This is a genomic window from Agrobacterium deltaense RV3, from assembly GCF_900013505.1.
GTDB lineage: Bacteria > Pseudomonadota > Alphaproteobacteria > Rhizobiales > Rhizobiaceae > Agrobacterium > Agrobacterium leguminum.
On record NZ_LT009745.1, the window covers coordinates 1,891,770 to 1,910,884 of the forward strand.

A 19,115-nucleotide genomic window follows, 5' to 3' on the forward strand; every position below is an offset into this window, starting at 1 on the left:
CGCATCCGGCCGAATTTTGTTCCGCACGCTTCGTTTCCTTTTTGTACTCATTTTTTCACCACATCCCCTTCCCTTTATGCGTGACTCCCTCCATATTTCGCCTATGGCCAGATCACCGAAAAACTCCACCTCCTCGCCCTCGGGCTTCGAGGAAGCTCCGCAATCGTCCTTCGAAGGCGCGCCGCTCAGCGGCAGCGTTGCCGATTGGGTGAAGCAGCTCGAGGCGGAAGCGGAGGCTTCCTCCGTGGAAACCCAGCGCGAAATCGCCTCGAAGGCGGGCAAGCACCGCAAGAAGATCGAGATCGAAGCGCGCAAGGAGGCCCAGAAAGCCCCCCCGAAGACGGCCAAGAACACCACGGCCTCCAAGACCGCACGCGGCGTTTCCATCGGCGCATCGAGCGATCCGAAAACCCGCGCCGCCGCCGGTCTCAATCCGGTCGCCGGCATGGACGTATCGCTGGAGGATGCCGCCAACCTCGCGCCCGGCGCCGTCACCGCCACGGTGGACGCGCTCTCGAAACTGATCGAGAGCGGCAATCCGCTGTTCAAGGACGGCAAGCTGTGGACGCCGCACCGCCCGGCCCGCCCGCCAAAATCCGAAGGCGGCGTCGCCATCCGCATGGCTTCGGACTACAAGCCCGCCGGCGACCAGCCGACGGCCATTGCCGACCTCGTGGAAGGCATCAATTCCGGAGAACGCAGCCAGGTGCTGCTCGGCGTCACCGGCTCGGGCAAGACCTTCACCATGGCCAAGGTGATCGAGGCGACGCAGCGCCCGGCTGTCATCCTCGCGCCCAACAAGACGCTGGCCGCGCAGCTCTATTCGGAGTTCAAGAACTTCTTCCCCGACAATGCGGTGGAATATTTCGTCTCCTACTACGATTATTACCAGCCGGAAGCCTATGTGCCGCGCTCCGATACCTTCATCGAGAAGGAATCCTCGATCAACGAACAGATCGACCGGATGCGCCACTCCGCCACCCGCTCGCTGCTGGAACGCGACGACTGCATCATCGTCGCCTCGGTTTCCTGTATCTACGGTATCGGTTCGGTAGAGACCTATACGGCCATGACCTTCCAGATGCAGGTGGGTGATCGGCTGGACCAGCGCCAGCTTCTGGCCGACCTCGTAGCCCAGCAATACAAACGCCGCGACATGGATTTCCAGCGCGGTTCGTTCCGCGTGCGCGGCGATACCATCGAAATCTTCCCCGCCCACCTTGAAGATGCGGCCTGGCGCATATCGATGTTCGGCGACGAGATCGATTCCATCACCGAATTCGACCCCTTGACGGGCCAGAAGACCGGCGACCTGCAATCGGTCAAAATTTACGCCAATTCGCACTATGTGACCCCACGTCCGACGCTGAACGGCGCGATCAAGTCGATCAAGGAAGAGCTGAAGGGCCGCCTCGCCGAACTGGAAAAGGCCGGGCGTCTGCTGGAAGCCCAGCGGCTGGAGCAGCGTACCCGCTACGATATCGAGATGCTGGAAGCGACCGGCTCCTGCGCCGGCATCGAGAACTATTCGCGTTATCTCACTGGCCGCAATCCCGGCGAGCCGCCGCCGACTTTGTTCGAATATATCCCTGATAACGCGCTGCTGTTCATCGACGAAAGCCACGTCTCCGTCAGCCAGATCGGCGGCATGTATCGCGGCGACTTCAGGCGCAAGGCGACGCTGGCCGAATATGGCTTCCGCCTGCCCTCCTGCATGGACAACCGGCCGCTGCGCTTCGAGGAATGGGATGCGATGCGCCCGCTCACCGTGGCGGTTTCGGCAACCCCCGGCTCATGGGAGATGGAACAGTCCGGCGGCGTCTTTGCCGAACAGGTCATCCGCCCGACCGGCCTCATCGACCCGCCGGTGGAAGTGCGTTCTGCCCGCAGCCAGGTCGACGATGTTCTCGGCGAAATTCGCGAGACCGCCGCCAAGGGTTATCGCACGCTCTGCACCGTGCTGACCAAACGCATGGCCGAAGACCTGACCGAATATCTGCATGAACAGGGCGTCCGCGTCCGTTACATGCACTCGGATATTGACACGCTGGAGCGCATCGAAATCATCCGCGACCTGCGCCTCGGCGCTTTCGACGTTCTCGTCGGTATCAACCTGCTGCGTGAAGGCCTCGACATTCCCGAATGCGGTTTCGTCGCCATCCTCGATGCAGACAAGGAAGGCTTCCTGCGCTCGGAAACCTCGCTGATCCAGACCATCGGCCGTGCCGCCCGTAACGTTGACGGCAAGGTCATCCTTTATGCCGACAATATCACCGGCTCGATGAAGCGGGCGATGGAGGAAACCTCCCGCCGCCGCGAAAAGCAGATGGCCTATAATGCCGAACACGGCATCACGCCGGAATCGGTTAAGGCGAAGATTTCCGACATTCTTGATTCTGTTTATGAGCGCGATCACGTAAGGGCCGATATTTCTGGCGTTTCCGGCAAGGGCTTCGCCGATGGCGGCCATCTCGTCGGCAACAATCTTCAGGCCCATCTCAACGCGCTGGAAAAATCCATGCGCGACGCCGCAGCCGATCTCGACTTCGAAAAGGCCGCCCGCCTGCGCGACGAAATCAAACGCCTCAAGGCCGCCGAACTGGCGACCATGGACGACCCGATGGCCAAGGAAGAGGCCCGCGCCATCGAAGGCGGCGGAAAAAACAACAGACGCAGCCACTTGTCGATCTCCCCACCGGAGGGCGAGACATCCGGCGGGACGGAGACGGGTGCCGCAGCGAACGAAAGCGGCAAATCCCTCTTCGCCAAACCCTCGCTGGACGAAATGGGCCCCGGCTCGGATGCGGGAAAACCGCTGTTCCGCAGGAACACGCTGGACGAGATGACGGTGGGCAGGACCGAAAAACCCGTGCGCGGCGCGGTGCCCGACAAGCCCCAGACAGAACCCGGCAAACGGTTCTCACCGTTGCTGGAGGGCCAGCCGGAGCGCGCCACCGACGATCCCCGACCGCTGGTACGCGGCAAGATCGGCGCGGGTTCCTATGAGGACGCCGGCGAGCAGAAGCGCAAGAGCCGAACCAAGGGCAAGACGGGTCGGCCGGGACGGTGACGCACGCGCCCGCGATATTCGATGCCAGCAGGCATATGTATTGCGAAACACATAACCGGAGCACCCGCGCGCTCCGGCAGCGGCGATCAGCTTTCGCACTGCCTGATCCGCGCTGCGACCTGGCCCGGACCAAAAACTTTCACCAGATCGGCATCCAGGGCCATGGCAATGTAGTCCTCATTTTCCGCCGGCTTGATGTAGGTAGAGAAATAGATCGGCCCGGTCGGGAGGACGCCCGCGACACAGGCGCGCAATATCTCGATCTCCGTGCTTCCCCTGATGCATGGACCCTTGATGCGGGAACGGCGCACGTTGATATGGTCTGGAAATGGCAGCAGGGAGCGACCGTATGTATCGAAAAAATCTGGCGGCGTTCTGCCTCCTCGTCACCAGCACCCCGGCCTTTGCCGGACAGATCGAGGATGCGACCTTCCATAGTCCCGCCCTGAACGCGCCGCTCCCCGTCAACATCTATCGCCCGGACGGCGCACCGCCGGAAAACGGCTGGCCGGTGCTTTACCTCCTGCACGGCCACGATGGCGACCAGAACAGCTGGCGCGATCTCGGCAATATCGAAAAGACGCTCGATACGCTCATCGCTGCCGGCGCCATCCGCCCGCTGGTTGTCGTCATGCCCGGTGTGAAAAACAGCTGGTATGTGGATTCCGCCGCTGTCGGCGGCCCCGGCGATTACGAAACCGCCGTGACCGGCGATCTGTGCCGCCAGATCGAAAAAACGCTGCCGGTGCGGAAAGATCGGGAAGGCCGCGCCATCGCCGGCCTCTCCATGGGCGGTTTCGGCGCCCTGCATCTCGCCTATGGCCATGAAGACCTCTATGGCGCAGTGGCCAGTCTGTCGGGCGCCATCTGGCAGAATGTCCCCGCCTCCGATCTCGACAAGACGCCGGCCGAACTCAAGCTCATTCAGGACAGCGCATTTTTCCACCGGGTCGACCGCACCACCGTCACCAGCGGCATCGTGCTTCCCTCAACGGGGGACCATTTCTCCGGAGCCTTCGGCACACCTTTCGATGCCAGGCTCTTCAACGAAAAGAACGTCTTCACCCTCGTTGCACAGCATGTGGCCGAAAGCCAGGATTTGCCCGCCACCTATCTGACCGTCGGCGATGATGACGGCTTCTTCCTCTGGCGCGGCGCCATCGCCCTGCACGAGACGCTGCAAGCCGACAAACGCAAATCCGAGCTGCGAGTGACCGACGGCGATCACGTCTGGTCGGTGTGGAAGGTCTCGATTATCGACGCGCTGAAGTTCATCGATGGGGAATGGGACAAGGCTGCCGACAAAGCCAAGGATTGAGGCGTGGGCCTCTTTCTCGTCGCCGGATAGGTCCATTACTTTCCGGCCCGCTTTTTCCCGCTCTTCCCCACCGCGTTCAACGCCACCGCCGCCCGGATCAGCGCCGCCAGCGCCTCCTCATCCACGACATCCCCCTCGTGAAAATCAATCGCCCGCCGTGTGTTTCCCTCCAGACTTGAATTGAACAGGCCTGCCGGGTCCTCCAGCGAGGCTCCTTTGGCGAATGTCATCTTCACCGCGTTCTTGTAGGTTTCGCCGGTGCAGAGGATGCCCGCATGCGACCAGACCGGCACGCCGCGCCATTTCACCTCTTCCACCACCTCCGGATCGGCCTTCCTGATGACCGCGCGAATATGCGCGAGCGTCTCACCGCGCCAGTCGCCGAGTTCCGCGATCTTCCGGTCGATGAAGTCCGATGGTGCGGTCTCCTCTGCATCTTTCGCCACCGTGTTTTTCGCCATGACATCCTCCCGATTTCGACGCACGCCTGATCCTTTTTTTTTCAGCATAGACGAAATTTTCCTGTCCTCCCATGAGGAACCAAATCCGCCTCCCATCGTTTCCTCCCCGAACGCAACGTTCAGCATACAAAGGGAAGAAACATCATGAAAATCAAGGTCATCGCTCTCGCTGCCGCAGCAGCGCTCTCCTCTTCCGTGGCTTTTGCCCAGACGGCCGCCACTGCTCCTGCTGCCGGCGCGGACGCCACTTTGTCCGGCCCCGGCATTACCATGGGCACCAAGGCCAGCGGCCCGCTGAAGTTCGTCAATGTCCAGAAGACCGACCTCACCGCCTCCCAGCTCGATGGCATGGACATCTATAACGCCCAGAACGAAAACATCGGTGAAATCGAGGATGTCGTCATCGGTGACGGCAAGTCGGTGATCGGCCTTGTGGCCAGCGTCGGCGGTTTCCTCGGCATCGATAAGAGCTATGTGGTGCTCGACCCAGCTTCCGTTGCGGTCCACAACGACAACGGCACCTGGAAGGCCTATGTCGACACCACCAAGGAAGCGCTTCAGAACGCCCCGAAGCTCGATTACGACAAGCTGGACGACTGATTACCCCTGCAGTCCGCAAGCTTGTCCCCCCGCGCTCTGTCGCGGGGGTTTTCATATGTGGCGACCTATCGGAAAACCCGGCACTCCCCGCCGGAGGGCCCTTGCCTGAGGGCGCGGCTCTCGCCTATCTTCGGCGCGCAAATCATCAAGGATCGCTGCGTGCCCGCCAATAGCCTCTTTTCCTTTGCCATCAGCACCGCCATCACGCTCGGCGCCCTGCCGCTGTCAGCGCAGGCGGCCGACTGGAAACCGGCCGAGCAGATAAAAACCTATGCCATCCGCGGTAATACGGGCGGTGCGCTTTATCAATCGATCGGCGAGCGCGGCCCGACCGCTGGCGTGCAGGCCATCGCCCACACCACCTTCAAGCTGACATGGCGGCGGGATTACCGTCCGCAGCCGGATGGCGCCTGCGTGCTGGCCACCGCAAGGCCCAATCTCACCATCATCTACACCTGGCCGAAAGCGCCCGCCAATCTGCCGCCCGCCGTCGCCGCCAGCTGGCGGACCTTCATTTCCGGCGTGGAAACGCACGAACGCGTCCATGGTGACCATATTCTCGACATGGTGAAAAAGATCGAAGCCTTCAGCATCGGGCTGAGGGCGGAGAACGATGCCAAATGCCAGAAGGTGCGCGCCGTTCTGCAACAGCGTCTGGGTGAGCTTTCCAACGAGCAGCGCCAGCGCGGCCGCGATTTCGACCGGGACGAGCTTTCCCCCGGCGGGCGGGTGCATCAGCTCATCCTCGCCCTCGTCAACGGCCCCTGAACGGCCGCCTATTCCGCCGCCTCGCCTTTCAGCAAGGGCTCGGCCAAAGTCACGCTTTCCAGTTCGTAGGAATAACCTTCGAGCATCGTATAGGCTTGTTCGATTGCCTCGATCTGGGCTTCGGCGTTACGAATGGCTTCGGCGATGGACTGGCTGCGGGCGCGCAGCATGGAACTCAGCACATCGGTTTCCGGCTTGCGGCCGAGACGGTCCATATGTTTGCGAACCCGGGTGCGGTGCCGCTCCAGCTCGAGAATATGGAAACGGCTTTTCAGAATATCGTCGGTCAGCTTGCGGCGCATGGCGGCCACGGGGTCGAAACTGCCGGGTTCGCGTTCGTCTAGAATGAATTCATTCACCAGCGTTTCCAGCATCAGCAGGCCCTTGAGGTCCTTGGCGTCGGCAAGCTGCGGATCGTAACCGGTATCGTCGAATACCTTGCGGCGCACCGGATCCTTCAGCAGCTCATAGGCCGTCTGCAGGCGCGCGAATTGCTCGGCATCGCCGCCACTATCGGGATGCGCGGCCTTGGCCACCTTGCGGTAGGCCGACTTGATCGCCGCCTCGTCGGCATCGCGCTCCACGCCAAGCAAAACATAGGGATCAATCACAAAAACACCTTCAAACGCAAACTGTTACCCGCATGCCCAACACCGCTCCCGTCTGGCACGCGGGCGGATCATAGGCCAATTCCGCCCGGCGCGGCACCCCGCCCCGGCGGTTAAACCGGCAAAGCCCACACAAAGCCTCGCGGCGCGCCACATCAAAACGGGCGGAAAAGCCCTTGATGCCGAAATTTGTCGGACCCAAGGCGACTATAATGACAGGCGGGACAAAATTGTGGAAAGCGGCGGCAAAACATGCCGCACGGTTTCGCACAGCACCTGCCGCAGCCGGCGGAAAACACCGCAGGAAGAAGCGTAACCGGCGCATTTTCAGGGGGTTATGGTGGAAAGACGCCAACGGGTGTAAGCTTGGCCTTTGGATTAGAAGGGAGGATGATCCGATGCCGCAAACGATTACCCAGACCGTCACGGACTATGTCCATGCCATGGCCTATGCGGATGAGAGCCTGATGCGTGACGTTTTCGACCCGCGCGCCAGCATCGTCGGAACCTTCGAAGGCGAGATCGAATGGCTGTCCCTGGAGGACTTTGTCGACCAGATGCGCAAAAGCGAACGCGGCCTCCCCGATCACGATCCCGCTTTTGAAATCATGGGCATCGACAAGGAAGGCGACAGCGCCTCGGTGAAGCTGACGACCCGTTTCGACGGTATGGATTTTTACGAATATCTGTCACTGCTGGAACGCGACGGCAACTGGTCCATCGTGCACAAGCTCTATCACATAAAGCCGTAGGCGATCATCGAAACCGCCACACTGCATTGTGCGCTTGCGCGTTCCACTCGCAGGGCCGTCCCGCGATCCGGTTATTTTGCCGCTGAAAGAACTAGAACAGGTCGCTGTAGATCGCCGTTATCCACAGCGCGTTAAAGAAGAGCCAGATAACACCGAGCCACATGATTTTGCGGCTGCTATCGGTTCTCATCGCCACAATCGCGATAAGCAGACCGCCGACTATCCTTGCCAGATACCATGGCCCGAGCTGTTCGAAATGTTCCCTGCCCTTGATGTAGGTGTCCACCAGATCGAAGACGAACGAGGCGGCAAACAGGGCAAAGAACGCATGTCGCCTGCGCACGAAAAAACTTTCCCGCTCGGAGAGTTCCTGAATGTGATCGGGATAAAGCAGCGTCGACATCAAAAAGAACAGCGACGTGTAGACCAGAACGAAAATGTAAATCCAGAAATTCCAGTTGTGGATCAGCCGCAGCGCAAATTCCCACCACCAGAAATGGACAGCTCCCAGAAGCAGGGCAATCGACCAGACGATCTGCGCATGCATACGGTCGGTTTTCTGCGGCTCCTGCAACCTTCTGGAAAGTCCGGACAACACCCTGGTAATGGCCAGGCCGAGGATGAGGCTTACCAATATCCGCAAATGACCATATGCATCCATTGAAAGCGCCCGCTGTTGCTCAACTTATCTGCCGAACAATATGCTTAAACCTTGGGGCTTTACAACTCTGGCGGATGCCCCGCCCTTCCCGATCTCGCCTTCTAGTGGGCTAAACCGGCTTCCCGATGCGAGAGTTTCCCGGGCTGGCAGGCCGAAGCCGGTCACTCCAGTTTCATCAGGGCTCAACCACCGGCAGCGGCAGACGCAAAGCGTCACCCGTCACACGGTTCATTCAACCAAATAGATTTCAGGATTAAGCGATTGATTTTACTGGTGCCCCCGGCAGGGTTCGAACCCGCGACCCCCTGATTACAAATCAGGTGCTCTACCAACTGAGCTACAAGGGCAAGCCAGTGCCTTGCCAACTATCAGATTCTGACTTGGTGTAAAGTAAAAACTAACGCCGTGGCATCGACAGACCGCTTTTCCACACCGTCGCCGGCCGGGCTGTCTTCATGATCGCAATTGTAGCAGAAGGCCCGGAAAATAAGCGAAGTATTTACGCAGCACCACTAGAATGGCGATGAAACATAACCATTCCAGTGAGAACAACGCATCATATGCGCGCGAGCATACAGAAAATCCAGCTGACGGGCACGATCATCATCGCCGTAAGCTCCATCCTGCTGGCAACCCTTGCCGCGCTGCCCAGCGTCTATAATTATCTGCGCTATCGCACCAATGCCGCGCAGCTCAGCCGCTTTGAAACCGCTCTCCAGTCCGCATGGCTGGTGTCGGCCGAGCGAGGCCCCGCCAATAATCTGATGGGTGCATCCGTGCCGGATGCAAGGCTGACCGAAGGGCTTGCCGCCGCGCGCAAGGCAACGGACGACAAGCTGTCGGAGCTGGAAAAATCCTTCGCCAACGATATCAGAACACAGCCTGAACTGGCGAAGTCGCTTGCTGATACCCGCCAGAAGCTCGAGCAATCGCGAGAGCTGGTGGATCAGGTTGCCGCGCTCCCCCCTGACGCGCGTAACCACGGCGCGATGTCCAATGCGATTGCATCGATGTTCAAGGCGGCGGACAGCGTCAATCTGCTGCGCGGCAGGGCCGCACGCGCCATCATCAAGGTGACGCCCGACGTGGCGATCGACATCGCCATGACGGGTACGGCGGGCGTGATGCGCGACCGCATCGGCCGCCTCGGTTCCTATGTCATCATGAGTCTCAAGGCGAACAGGCAGGAAAAGCTCGGTTATCGCGCCAAGTTCGATACCGAGATGCAGAGCCTGCTGTCGCTGAAAGCATCGCTGACCAATTATACCGCCGCCTATCTCTCGACGCCGCGACTGGACGGCGCATTGCGCGATCTTGAAACCCAATATTTCGGTCAGGCTTTACGTTACGCGCAGAACACGATCGTGATGGCGGTGCCATCCGCCCAGCCAAGCGCGCTTGAATTCTCCAGAAACTATATTGCCGGCATGCGGTCGTCCGACACCCTGCGCGACCTTATTCTGTCCGAAACGCGTGCGCGGATCGAAAAGAAAAAGCAGGAGGCCCTGATCTATGGCGGCACCTCGCTCTTTCTCGCCGGCATCGCTGTGCTGGTGCTGTTGCGGCTGACATCGGTTTACAAAACCGCGCTGTTCCGTCCCATGCAATCCGTCCAGACGCAGATCGCCGCCATCGCCGGCGGTGATCTTTCCGAAGGCAATCATGAGGACAGGGTTGCGCCGGAAGTGAAGAAGATGTTCGAGGAACTGGATTTCCTGCGCGAACAGCTTCGCCAGAAGGGCGAAATGGAAAACCAGCAGCGTGCGCTGGCCGAGCAGCTGCGCACCCTTTCCGAAACCGATGCGCTGACGGGCGTCTTCAACCGCCGCGCACTCGAAAAGGCGGTTCGCTCCATATTGACGGGCGAGGAGCAATGTCAGTCGCTCGGCGTGATGATTGTCGATATCGACCATTTCAAATCGATCAACGACCGTTACGGCCATGCCATGGGTGACATCGCGCTTCAGAAGACCGCGGGCCTGTTGCGTAGCGCATTGCGCAAGCACGACATTCTCGCCCGATATGGCGGTGAGGAATTCGTCGTCGTGCTGCAGGATGTCAGCCATGCCACGGCGACGGCCACGGCCGACCGCCTTCGCCGCCTGATCGAAGCCCAGACCATCGATGAGCAAAGCGGCCTGTCGCTGACGGCAAGTTTCGGCGTGGTCTGGCAGGAAGCGCGTGCGATCAATAGCTGGGATGAGTTGATCGCCATCGCCGACGACCGGCTTTACGAAGCCAAGCGTGCGGGCCGCAACCGGGTCTGGGCAACCTATTTCCCAAAGGTCGCGAACGGCTAAGAACATCGCCGGCGGCGGGTTTTGCTTCGACTAGATCAAATCCAGCGTCATGACCACGGGGCAATGATCGGAAGCCTTCGGACGATCCCAGCCGGTGCGGGGATAACGTTCGACCTCCTGTCCCGGCGGGAATATCGTCCGGAAAGGTTGCCCATTGCGAATGATTTCGGGAACATGCGTGGCGTTCATCTCCGCCAGACGCGGGGACAGCCAGATATAGTCGAGCTGGCACAGATGCTGCTCCTGCGGCCCGCGTGAATGGTAGAGCGTCCAGCGATCCATGACATCACGGCGCATCATCGGATTGACCACGAAACCATCGGCCGAGAGGATATCGAGCGCGCTGCGCTCCTCCTCGACCGGCGTGAAGCTGTAGCCGCTGCGCCTGTCGCCGGAAATCGCGACACGCTCCTGATAATCGTTCAGATCGCCGCAGATCGCGAAATTCTTGTGGCGCGTATTGCCCACGCCCCAGCGATTTTCGATGATACGGCGCACGGCCATTGCCTCCGCCTCGCGGATCGGCATGGTGGCGATGCGGGCGTCGACGGCATCGCGGGCATTGGTCATGGATTTGAAATGCGTGACGTAAAGCGTCAGCGGCTTGCCGCCGATTCTCAGATCGATTTCCAGGCAATCCCGTTTGAAAATCTTGTCGTCGATCTGGTTTGTGGCGGCAAGCGCGGGATTGAAGAGATCGAGATTGCGATAGGTCAGCGCCGCATGGCTCTTGATGTCGACCACCTCGATCCTGTCGCCGTCCCGCGTCTCCTCGCGCATGACGACGGCGACATCGATGCCGCGGCTGTCATTGCCCTCGACCAGATATTTCTGCAGGTAGCCATTGCCGACCATGCGATAGAGATAGCCATATTCGAAGGCCTGCAGCGCGGCCATGTTGTCCACTTCCTGCAGGCAGAGAATATCGGCATCCGCATCGGCGATGGCGAGTGCCGAAAGCTGGCGCGTGTCGTCGGTGGAAGAGACCATCCGCGCGCTTTCCAGCGCCTGATAGGTCGCCTCGTCGCGAATATCGAAAAGCTGGATCGCCCTGTCGCGCCGCGTCTGGTTGCGAAAGCCGGTGAAATCGAAACGGGTGAGGAGATTTTCGATATTGAAGGTGGCAAGCCGAAGCGACATGAATCAATCCTATTGCTACAGGGAAGCTTAGCCGGTGTCGCTCCGCCTCGCCAGTAGCCAGGGCAACGTCCTTCACCCGCCCTTGTTCCTGTGCATGGCACAGGAAGCCAGTCACCCCATGTCCTTGGGCTGAAAGGACTCTTTTCGCCGCGCAGACGCGCGTCGGCTGGATACCTGTGACAAGCACAGGGATGAGGGACGGAACGCCTATCAGCCCCGAATACCGATACACTGTCCTTGCATGTTAGAGCCGCCACGCCGCGCGAATGGCCACCGGCAGACGGTCTCCGACTGCAACCGCTTCGCGCGAATAGGCTCTGAGCGCCTGCCCATCCGGCAGGTGGAGACGCAGGGCATAACGCTCGCCCTCGTAGAGAACCGAGGTGACGGTGCAGGCGATGCCCTCTGCATCCCGCACCACATCCTGTGGCCGCACAAGAATATCCGCGTGCGGCGATTGCCCGCCGCTCTCCATCGCTGCCCTAAGCAACGACCAGTCGAGATCGCGCGAAGTCCCTTCGGGCGCCGGCAAGGTCACGATCGCCCCCTGCCCCACCAGCGAGCCGACCAGCCTGCCTTCGGGCCGCGCATAAAGCTCCGCCGGTGGCGCGACCTGCAACAGCCTGCCCTGCGACATCACGGCGACATCGGTTGCCAGCGCCATGGCTTCCGCCTGATCGTGGGTGACATAGATCATCGTCGCACCGGAGCGGATGTGGAACTCGCGGAATGTCTCCTCCATCTCCTGCCTGAGATGCCGGTCGAGATTGGCGAGCGGCTCATCGAGCAGCACCACGTCAGGCTCGGTAACGAGGCAGCGCGCGAGCGCCACGCGCTGCCGCTGGCCACCGGACAATTCGGCGGGACGGCGATCGGCGAAGCTCTCGAGGCGGACGGCGGCAAGCGCCTGACGCACCTTGTCGCGATATTTCTCACCTGAAATACCGCGCACCTTCAAGGGATAACCGGCATTGTCGGCAACCGACATATGCGGCCACAGCGCATAGGACTGGAACACCATCGCCATGTTGCGCCGCTCCGGCGGCACCATGCTGCCGGCATCGGCCAGCACCCGCTCGCCGAGCAGGATGGAACCGTCGGTCGGCTGTTCGAAACCGGCGATCATGCGAAGCACCGTCGTTTTGCCGCAGCCGGAAGGCCCGAGAAGAGCGAGAAAACCGCCGTCACGCACCGTCAGCGACACATCGTCCACGGCTGGTTTCGAACCGGCACCAAAACTCTTCGACAGGCGGTTGAGGATCAGTTTCGCCAAGGGACCACTCCTTTCGGCAGATGGCGCCCCAGAATTTCCAGCAGAGCCATGAGGAAAATCACCATGATGACGACAAGCACCGAAAGTGCCGAGGCAAGATCGAAGCTGCCGCTGTCATCGAGGTTGTAGATGAGCACGCCGAGCGTCTGGGTGCCGGCCGACCACAGCAGCGCCGAGACTGTCAGCTCGTTGCAGGCGATCAGGAAAACGAGGATGACCGATGCCCCCGCCGCAGGCCCGACCAGCGGCAGGATGATATCCTTCAGCCGCCGCCAGAAACCGGCGCCGGAGAGCCTTGCTGCCTCTTCCAGCGACGGATCGAATTGCAGGAAGGCGCTGACCATGGGTTTCAGGCTGACGGCGAAGAAGGAGGAGAAATAGGCGAGCAGAATGATCCAGATCGTGCCGTAAAGCGTGATGCCGACAAGCGGGATGGGGGCCGCGAAAAGCAGCACGAAGGAGACGGAAATCACCACCCCCGGCAACGCATAGGGAATATCCACCAGCGCCGAAAGCAGGAACATGAAACGGCTCTTGCCGCGCACCAGAAAATAGGCCGTCAGCACCGTCACCGCCAGCAAGCAAAGCGAGGTGGCGGTCGCCAGAAACAACGAGTTGCGGAAGGCGGTACGCGTCACGCTCTGGCGGTAAAGCAATTCCTCATAGGCATGCAGCGTCGCTGTCTTGAGGCTGAGCGGCACGCCATAGGCAGGCGCAAGCGAGCTTGCCACCAGTGCCGTCAGCGGCGCCACCAGCATGAAGAACAGCACGAGCCACAGGGCAAGCTCCGCCGGCACCCGCCACAGCCCAAGCCGGAATGTCGCCGCCTTGCCGGAAAGACCGATGATGCGATAGTCCCTGCCCTTCATCGCCCGTTCCTGAAGCGCAAGCCCGGCGACGGAGATGATTGCGATCATGGTGGAGAGGATGGCAATATCGCCGAATGTGCTGGTGCCGAAACTGGCAAAACGGCTGTAGATCAGCGTCGGCAGGGTAAAGATCGAGGCGGGGATGCCGAGGATCGCCGGAATGCCGAAATTGCCCACACTGGAGACGAAGGAAATTGCCGCCCCGGCGATCAATCCCGGCGTCGACAGCGGCAGGATGATATCGAACAGCACCCGGCGCGGCGAAGCGCCGGAGAGCTTCGCAGCCTCGATGCCGTCCTGCGGCAAAGCGAGCAGACCGGCCCGCAGCGACAGATAGACGAGCGGCGCGTGCTGCACACCGAGCAGCAGCGCGATACCCGCTATCGAATAAAGCGGCTGCGGCGATCCCATCGGCGGCGCAAGGCCAATAGCCTTCAACAGCGTGCTCGAAGGACCAGTCATGCCGATCCACGACAGCGCCGTCACCTGCGGCGGTATCATCATCGGCAGCATGAACAGGAAGCTCAGGATCGACTTGCCGCGAATGTCGCAAAGCGTCAGCGCAAGTGCGAAAGCGCCGCCGATCAAAAGCGAAATCAGCATGCCGAAAAACGAGGTGGAGAGCGTGTTCAGCGCCGAATCCCAAAGGGCAGGATCGGCGAGAAGCCGCCATATGTCACCATTAAGTGACGAGATGACGCCGGTATAGGCGAGCCGCCCGAGCGGCAGGGCGCTGAGCGCAAAAACAACGCTGACCACAAAAGGAAACAGCCAGCGCGGCTGGCTGCTTCCATAGGCATTGGAACGGGTCATTCCGCTATATCAGCCCTTGGAGCCGAAAATATCGGAGAAAGTCTTCAGGTCCTGCTCGGAGTTCTTCAGCGCATCGGCAGCGTTGAGCGGCAGAACCTTGATCTTGTCGCGGGCCGGGAAACCTTCGGGCATGCCGGCATCGGCACGAACCGGGATGTAACCGAGCTTGACGAAGCCCTGCTGGCCCTTTTCCGACAGCACGTAATCGACGAACTTCTTCGCCGCCTCCTCGTGCTTCGTGCCCTTGATGATCGCAACCGGCTCGGTGACGGCCGAAACGCCCTCTTCCGGGAAAACGAACTCAACCGGCGCGCCCTTGGCCTTTTCGCGGATCGGCATGTAATCGACAACCACGCCATAGGCCTTTTCGCCCGACGCGACAGACTTCAGAACCGCACCGTTGCCGCCGCCGGCAATGGCTTCATTGGTCTTCAGCTGCTTGTAATAATCCCAGCCGAGGCCGTTTGCGGCGGCAAGCGTCTGAGCATGGATCAGCGCCGCACCCGATGTCAGTGGGCTTGGCATGGTGACCAGACCCTTGGCTTCCGCTTTGGCCAGATCCTTCCAGCTCGTCGGCTTCATTGCGGCGGCAGTGTTATACATGATGCCGGTGGTGATGAGCTTGGTGGAGTAATAGAAGCCGTCCGCATCGTAGAGCGAGGCATCGATGTTCTTGGCTTCCGCGGACTTGTGGGCGAGAAGCTGGCCAGCCTGCTTCATGCGCTCCAGCGTCACGGTGTCGGCGATCAGCAGCACGTCGGCAACCGGATTGCCGGCATTGATCTCGGCCATCAGCTTGGCCATGATCTTCGGCGTTCCGTCACGCACCCATTCCACCTCGAGACCGGGATTGGCGGCCTTGAAACCATCAACGGTCGCCTGCGCGTCCTCGTTGGGCTGGCTGGTGTAAAGCACCAGATCGGCAGCATTGGCGGCGGTGGCGATGAAGCCGAGCGACACGATGGCGGTGAAAGCGGAGAGCAGCGTTTTCATGGGTCCAGTCCCTGTTGTTTGGTGGGACCGCTAAAACATGATTGCATAACATGTATGTGACAGGCAGGATTTTTGGGGTGTGATCGCTCCAACGTTGAGAGCAACGGGGCGGAATAACGCAAGTTCTCTTAGAGGCTGGGGCTACCCCCCTCTGCCCTGCCGGGCATCTCCCCCTCAAGGGGGGAGATCGGCAAGAAGCGCTGACAGCACTTCATTTCAACTTTTGCGATAGGCGATACCTTAACCGCGAGTCGATCTCCCCCCTTGAGGGGGGAGATGTCCGGCAGGACAGAGGGGGGTGAAGCCACAACCTCCGTCGCTGCCGAGAACCGCCGCCCTCAAATCGCCGGCAGCGCCTCACCCGTTTCCGCCTGCGCCGTCGCGATCAACCGGCCAAGCCGCTTCATGCCTTCCTCGATCATCGCCTCATTGGCGCAGGAGAAGCTGATGCGCAGCGTATTCGTGCCGGAGCCATCCGCGAAGAAAGCGCGGCCGGGAACGAAAGCGACCTTTTCCGTGGCGATGGATTTCGCCAGCAACGCCGCACCGTCCATGCCTTCCGGCAACGTCACCCAGATGAACATGCCACCTTCCGGCTTCGTCCAGCGCGTGCCCTTCGGCATATATTTGTCGAGCGCGGCCAGCATCGCATCGCGGCGGGCGCTATAGGCTGCCTTGATCTTGGCAACCTGTTTGTCGAAGCCGCGCGAGGCGACACGTTCGATGGCGATCTGGTTGATGGTGGAGGAATGCAGGTCGGCGGCCTGCTTCATCAGCACCAGCTTGCGGATAACCGGTGCGGAAGCGACGATGTAACCGACGCGAAGGCCCGGTGCGAGCGTCTTCGAAAAGCTGCCGCAATAGATGGTGCGGGTGTTCTCGATGCCGCCCGAGCGGGCGATGTCGAGCGCCATGATCGGCGGAACAGCCTCGCCATCGTAACGCAGCGACTGGTAAGCGGCGTCTTCGATGACGGCGATATCCAGCTCATCGGCCAGCGCCAGAACCTTTTCGCGGCCGGCCAGATCGACGGTTTCACCAGTCGGGTTGGAGAAATCGGCCGAGAGATAAGCGAACTTCACCGCGCCGCCGAGCTTGGCGGCGGTTTCGCGGTAAGCCTCGGGCGTGCGGTTGCCGCCGGGGTTCAGCTGGTCGTAGTTCGGCTCATAGGCGTTGAAGGCGGAAAGCGCGCCGAGATAGGTCGGCCAGGTGACCAGCGCCGTATCCTTCGGCGACAGGAACAGCTTGCCGAGATAATCGAGACCCTGCTGCGAACCGGAAACGATAAAGACGTTATCGGCGGTGCAGTCGATGCCGATTTCGGCCATTTCGCCCGCCAGCCATTCGCGCAGCGGCTTGTAACCTTCGCTCACCGAATATTGCAGCGCCGAGTTTACCTGCGAACCCGAAAAAATTTCCGCATAAGCCTGCTGGAACTCCTCTGCGGGGAAAAGAGCCGGGTCCGGAATACCGCCGGCAAAGGAGATGATATCGGGCTGCTCGAGCAGCTTCAGCAACTCGCGGATTTCGGACGCTTTCATGCGCGAAGAGCGCGTGGCGAAAATTTGTTCCCAATTGAGCATGGGTACGTTTCCTCTTGTGTCGTTTTTATGCGTGCATCTTTACAGAAATGTCGATACGTCAGCAATACTGACTTATCAGTTTTTCGAATTATTTCTGCCTCCCTGCACATTGTCCGCTACCGACCTGCCTTGAGACCCGATTTTACGGACAAAGCCAAATACACCCTTGCGCAAAGCTTCACAATCACACCTTTGCGATTGACGCGGCATGGTTTTCCGGCTGGATTGCGCGCGCGCCGCAACACGGCGAAAGCATCATGGGAGTTTGACGACATGCTGAAAAATATCGACCCGGCGCTGAATGCCGATGTCCTGCACGCGCTGCGCGCCATGGGTCACGGCGATACGCTGGTGATCTCCGACACCAACTTCCCCTCCGATTCGGTTGCCCGCCACACGACCGTCGGCAAGGTACTGCATATCGACAACGTCTCAGCAGCCCGCGCCATGAAGGCGATCCTCTCCGTCCTGCCGCTCGACACGCCGCTGCAGCCTTCCGTCGGCCGCATGGAAGTGATGGGCGCCCCGGATCAACTGGAGCCGGTACAGGTGGAAGTGCAGAAGGAAATCGACGCGGCGGAGGAAAAATCCGCTCCCATGTATGGCATCGAGCGCTTCGCCTTCTACGAGCAGGCAAAAAAAGCCTATTGCGTCATCACCACGGGCGAAACCCGGTTTTATGGCTGCTTCCTTCTGACGAAGGGTGTCATTCCGCCGACGACGTAAGGCCAAGAACGGGAAAATTGTGCCGGCCGCCCACCTTCATGACAATTTCAAGTTGTTATGGCAAAAACTTCCACTAGGCTTGAAAAACCAACCGGAGGTGTGCGGATCATGACCCAATATGTCCTGGCGTTCTGGAATGTCGAAAACCTGTTTGCGCCGGAGGGTTATCCGGCGCGCGAGCCGTGGATTGCCGAGCGGCTGAAGAACGACCTGAAAGGCTGGACCGAGAACCTGTTCAAAACCAAGGTCAAACAGCTCGGTCTGATCATAAGCCAGATCGGCGGCGCGGGACCGGATCTGCTCGGTGTCTGCGAAGTCGAGAACCGTTTCGTTCTGGAGACGCTGGCGGAACATCTGAACGACCTCATGCCCGCGCGCTCCTACCGGGTCGTGCATGCCGATTCCAGCAAGGACCAGCGCGGTATCGATACCGCCTTCATCTATGACAGCAAAAAGCTGCTGATCAACGAGAACGAGATTTTCAGCCATTTCGTGATGCGCCGCACAGGCACGCGCGACATTACCCAATGCACCTTCATCACCAAGGGCGGCCGCCAGCTTATCGCGCTCTCCAATCACTGGCCGTCGCGCTCGGGCGGCGCGGTGGAAAGCGCCGGTTTTCGCATGACGGCCGGTGAGACGCTAGGCTATTGGCATCAGCGCATCAGGGAAGAAAAAGGAAACGACATCGCTGTCATCGCCTTCGGCGACTTCAATGACGATCCTTCCGATGCCTCGCTGCGCTACCACGCCAATTCCACCCGCGAGCGGGACGATGTCGAAAACTCGCAATCGGCCATGTTCTACAATCTCACCTGGAACTACCTGCGCCAGCCGGTGGTCGATTCCGTCGGCACGGCAAGAACGATCTACGGCACGCTCTATTTCAACGGCGATGCCAATATCTTCGATCAGATCCTCGTTTCCCGATCACTTCTGACCGGCAGCAGCGGCTTCAAGGCGCGCGAGGAGACAGCAAAAATCGAAGCCATTGCCGCCATGGTCAGCCACAGCAAGAATGAGGGGCCGATCCGCTTCGGCCTGTCGAAGGGCGATGCGGTCAAAAACGTCAATCTCGGCGGCTTTTCCGATCACTTCCCCGTTTCCGTGGTTGTCGAGGAAGACGACACCATCGTTTGATAGCACATCGAAAACAAAAAGGCCGGAGCTTTCGCTCCGG

At 60.3% G+C, this 19,115-nt stretch carries 17 protein-coding genes and 1 tRNA gene; 8 read left to right on the forward strand and 10 right to left on the reverse strand.

Annotated elements, in window-relative coordinates:
- Positions 1-103: 103 nt before the first annotated feature.
- Positions 104-3,070, forward strand: a complete 2,967-nt coding sequence (uvrB, locus tag AGR7B_RS09630) for an excinuclease ABC subunit UvrB (RefSeq protein ID WP_080856534.1) — start codon at positions 104-106, stop codon at positions 3,068-3,070.
- 86 nt (positions 3,071-3,156) lie between these two features.
- On the opposite strand, the gene AGR7B_RS09635 is transcribed toward uvrB, so the two are convergent.
- Entirely contained in the window at positions 3,157-3,324 is a 168-nt protein-coding gene (locus AGR7B_RS09635; RefSeq protein ID WP_245317700.1) for a hypothetical protein, read from the reverse strand.
- Between the two features lie 95 nt (positions 3,325-3,419).
- Here AGR7B_RS09635 and AGR7B_RS09640 point away from each other — a divergent pair, with 95 nt between their 5' ends.
- Positions 3,420-4,388, forward strand: a complete 969-nt coding sequence (locus tag AGR7B_RS09640; protein ID WP_080856535.1) for an alpha/beta hydrolase — start codon at positions 3,420-3,422, stop codon at positions 4,386-4,388.
- Positions 4,389-4,423: 35 nt separating this feature from the next.
- Here AGR7B_RS09640 and AGR7B_RS09645 read toward each other — a convergent pair whose 3' ends face one another.
- On the reverse strand, positions 4,424-4,849 hold the full coding sequence (locus tag AGR7B_RS09645; RefSeq protein ID WP_080857048.1) for a DUF1801 domain-containing protein: 426 nt from the start codon (positions 4,847-4,849) through the stop codon (positions 4,424-4,426).
- A 144-nt stretch (positions 4,850-4,993) separates the two neighbouring features.
- Here AGR7B_RS09645 and AGR7B_RS09650 point away from each other — a divergent pair, with 144 nt between their 5' ends.
- Positions 4,994-5,449, forward strand: a complete 456-nt coding sequence (locus AGR7B_RS09650) for a PRC-barrel domain-containing protein (protein ID WP_080856536.1) — start codon at positions 4,994-4,996, stop codon at positions 5,447-5,449.
- Positions 5,450-5,608: 159 nt separating this feature from the next.
- Positions 5,609-6,217, forward strand: a complete 609-nt coding sequence (locus AGR7B_RS09655) for a DUF922 domain-containing Zn-dependent protease (RefSeq protein WP_080856537.1) — start codon at positions 5,609-5,611, stop codon at positions 6,215-6,217.
- 8 nt (positions 6,218-6,225) lie between these two features.
- On the opposite strand, the gene AGR7B_RS09660 is transcribed toward AGR7B_RS09655, so the two are convergent.
- Positions 6,226-6,828 carry a J domain-containing protein gene (locus AGR7B_RS09660; RefSeq protein ID WP_003522436.1) on the reverse strand — a complete coding sequence of 201 codons (603 nt, stop codon included), beginning with the start codon at positions 6,826-6,828 and terminating at the stop codon, positions 6,226-6,228.
- 395 nt (positions 6,829-7,223) lie between these two features.
- Between AGR7B_RS09660 and AGR7B_RS09665 the strand changes: the two genes are divergently transcribed.
- On the forward strand, positions 7,224-7,577 hold the full coding sequence (locus AGR7B_RS09665) for a nuclear transport factor 2 family protein (protein ID WP_003522435.1): 354 nt from the start codon (positions 7,224-7,226) through the stop codon (positions 7,575-7,577).
- A 91-nt stretch (positions 7,578-7,668) separates the two neighbouring features.
- On the opposite strand, the gene AGR7B_RS09670 is transcribed toward AGR7B_RS09665, so the two are convergent.
- Positions 7,669-8,238, reverse strand: coding sequence for a hypothetical protein (locus AGR7B_RS09670; protein WP_065655864.1), 570 nt, complete (start codon positions 8,236-8,238; stop codon positions 7,669-7,671).
- A gap of 271 nt (positions 8,239-8,509) precedes the next feature.
- A tRNA-Thr gene (locus AGR7B_RS09675) sits at positions 8,510-8,585 on the reverse strand.
- A gap of 213 nt (positions 8,586-8,798) precedes the next feature.
- Here AGR7B_RS09675 and AGR7B_RS09680 point away from each other — a divergent pair.
- Positions 8,799-10,538: a GGDEF domain-containing protein gene (locus AGR7B_RS09680; protein WP_078051892.1), complete on the forward strand. Its 1,740-nt coding sequence runs from the start codon at positions 8,799-8,801 to the stop codon at positions 10,536-10,538.
- Positions 10,539-10,568: 30 nt separating this feature from the next.
- On the opposite strand, the gene AGR7B_RS09685 is transcribed toward AGR7B_RS09680, so the two are convergent.
- The 5 genes from AGR7B_RS09685 to AGR7B_RS09705 form a co-directional block, all read right to left on the reverse strand.
- Positions 10,569-11,678 carry an endonuclease/exonuclease/phosphatase family protein gene (locus AGR7B_RS09685; protein ID WP_121490413.1) on the reverse strand — a complete coding sequence of 370 codons (1,110 nt, stop codon included), beginning with the start codon at positions 11,676-11,678 and terminating at the stop codon, positions 10,569-10,571.
- Between the two features lie 244 nt (positions 11,679-11,922).
- Positions 11,923-12,951 carry an ABC transporter ATP-binding protein gene (locus tag AGR7B_RS09690; protein WP_080856538.1) on the reverse strand — a complete coding sequence of 343 codons (1,029 nt, stop codon included), beginning with the start codon at positions 12,949-12,951 and terminating at the stop codon, positions 11,923-11,925.
- Positions 12,939-14,633 (reverse strand): ABC transporter permease, encoded by a 1,695-nt coding sequence (locus AGR7B_RS09695; RefSeq protein WP_080856539.1) that lies wholly within the window; start codon positions 14,631-14,633, stop codon positions 12,939-12,941. Before AGR7B_RS09695 ends, AGR7B_RS09690 begins: the two co-directional genes overlap by 13 nt.
- Before the next feature lie 9 nt (positions 14,634-14,642).
- Entirely contained in the window at positions 14,643-15,626 is a 984-nt protein-coding gene (locus tag AGR7B_RS09700) for an ABC transporter substrate-binding protein (RefSeq protein ID WP_065655859.1), read from the reverse strand.
- A gap of 338 nt (positions 15,627-15,964) precedes the next feature.
- On the reverse strand, positions 15,965-17,209 hold the full coding sequence (locus AGR7B_RS09705; protein ID WP_003522401.1) for an aminotransferase-like domain-containing protein: 1,245 nt from the start codon (positions 17,207-17,209) through the stop codon (positions 15,965-15,967).
- 273 nt (positions 17,210-17,482) lie between these two features.
- Here AGR7B_RS09705 and AGR7B_RS09710 point away from each other — a divergent pair, with 273 nt between their 5' ends.
- The gene (locus AGR7B_RS09710) at positions 17,483-17,935 is read left to right on the forward strand and encodes an RbsD/FucU family protein (RefSeq protein ID WP_078051886.1); all 453 of its coding nucleotides are present in this window, start codon (positions 17,483-17,485) and stop codon (positions 17,933-17,935) included.
- A gap of 108 nt (positions 17,936-18,043) precedes the next feature.
- Entirely contained in the window at positions 18,044-19,075 is a 1,032-nt protein-coding gene (locus AGR7B_RS09715; RefSeq protein WP_080856540.1) for an endonuclease/exonuclease/phosphatase family protein, read from the forward strand.
- Positions 19,076-19,115: the final 40 nt, after the last annotated feature.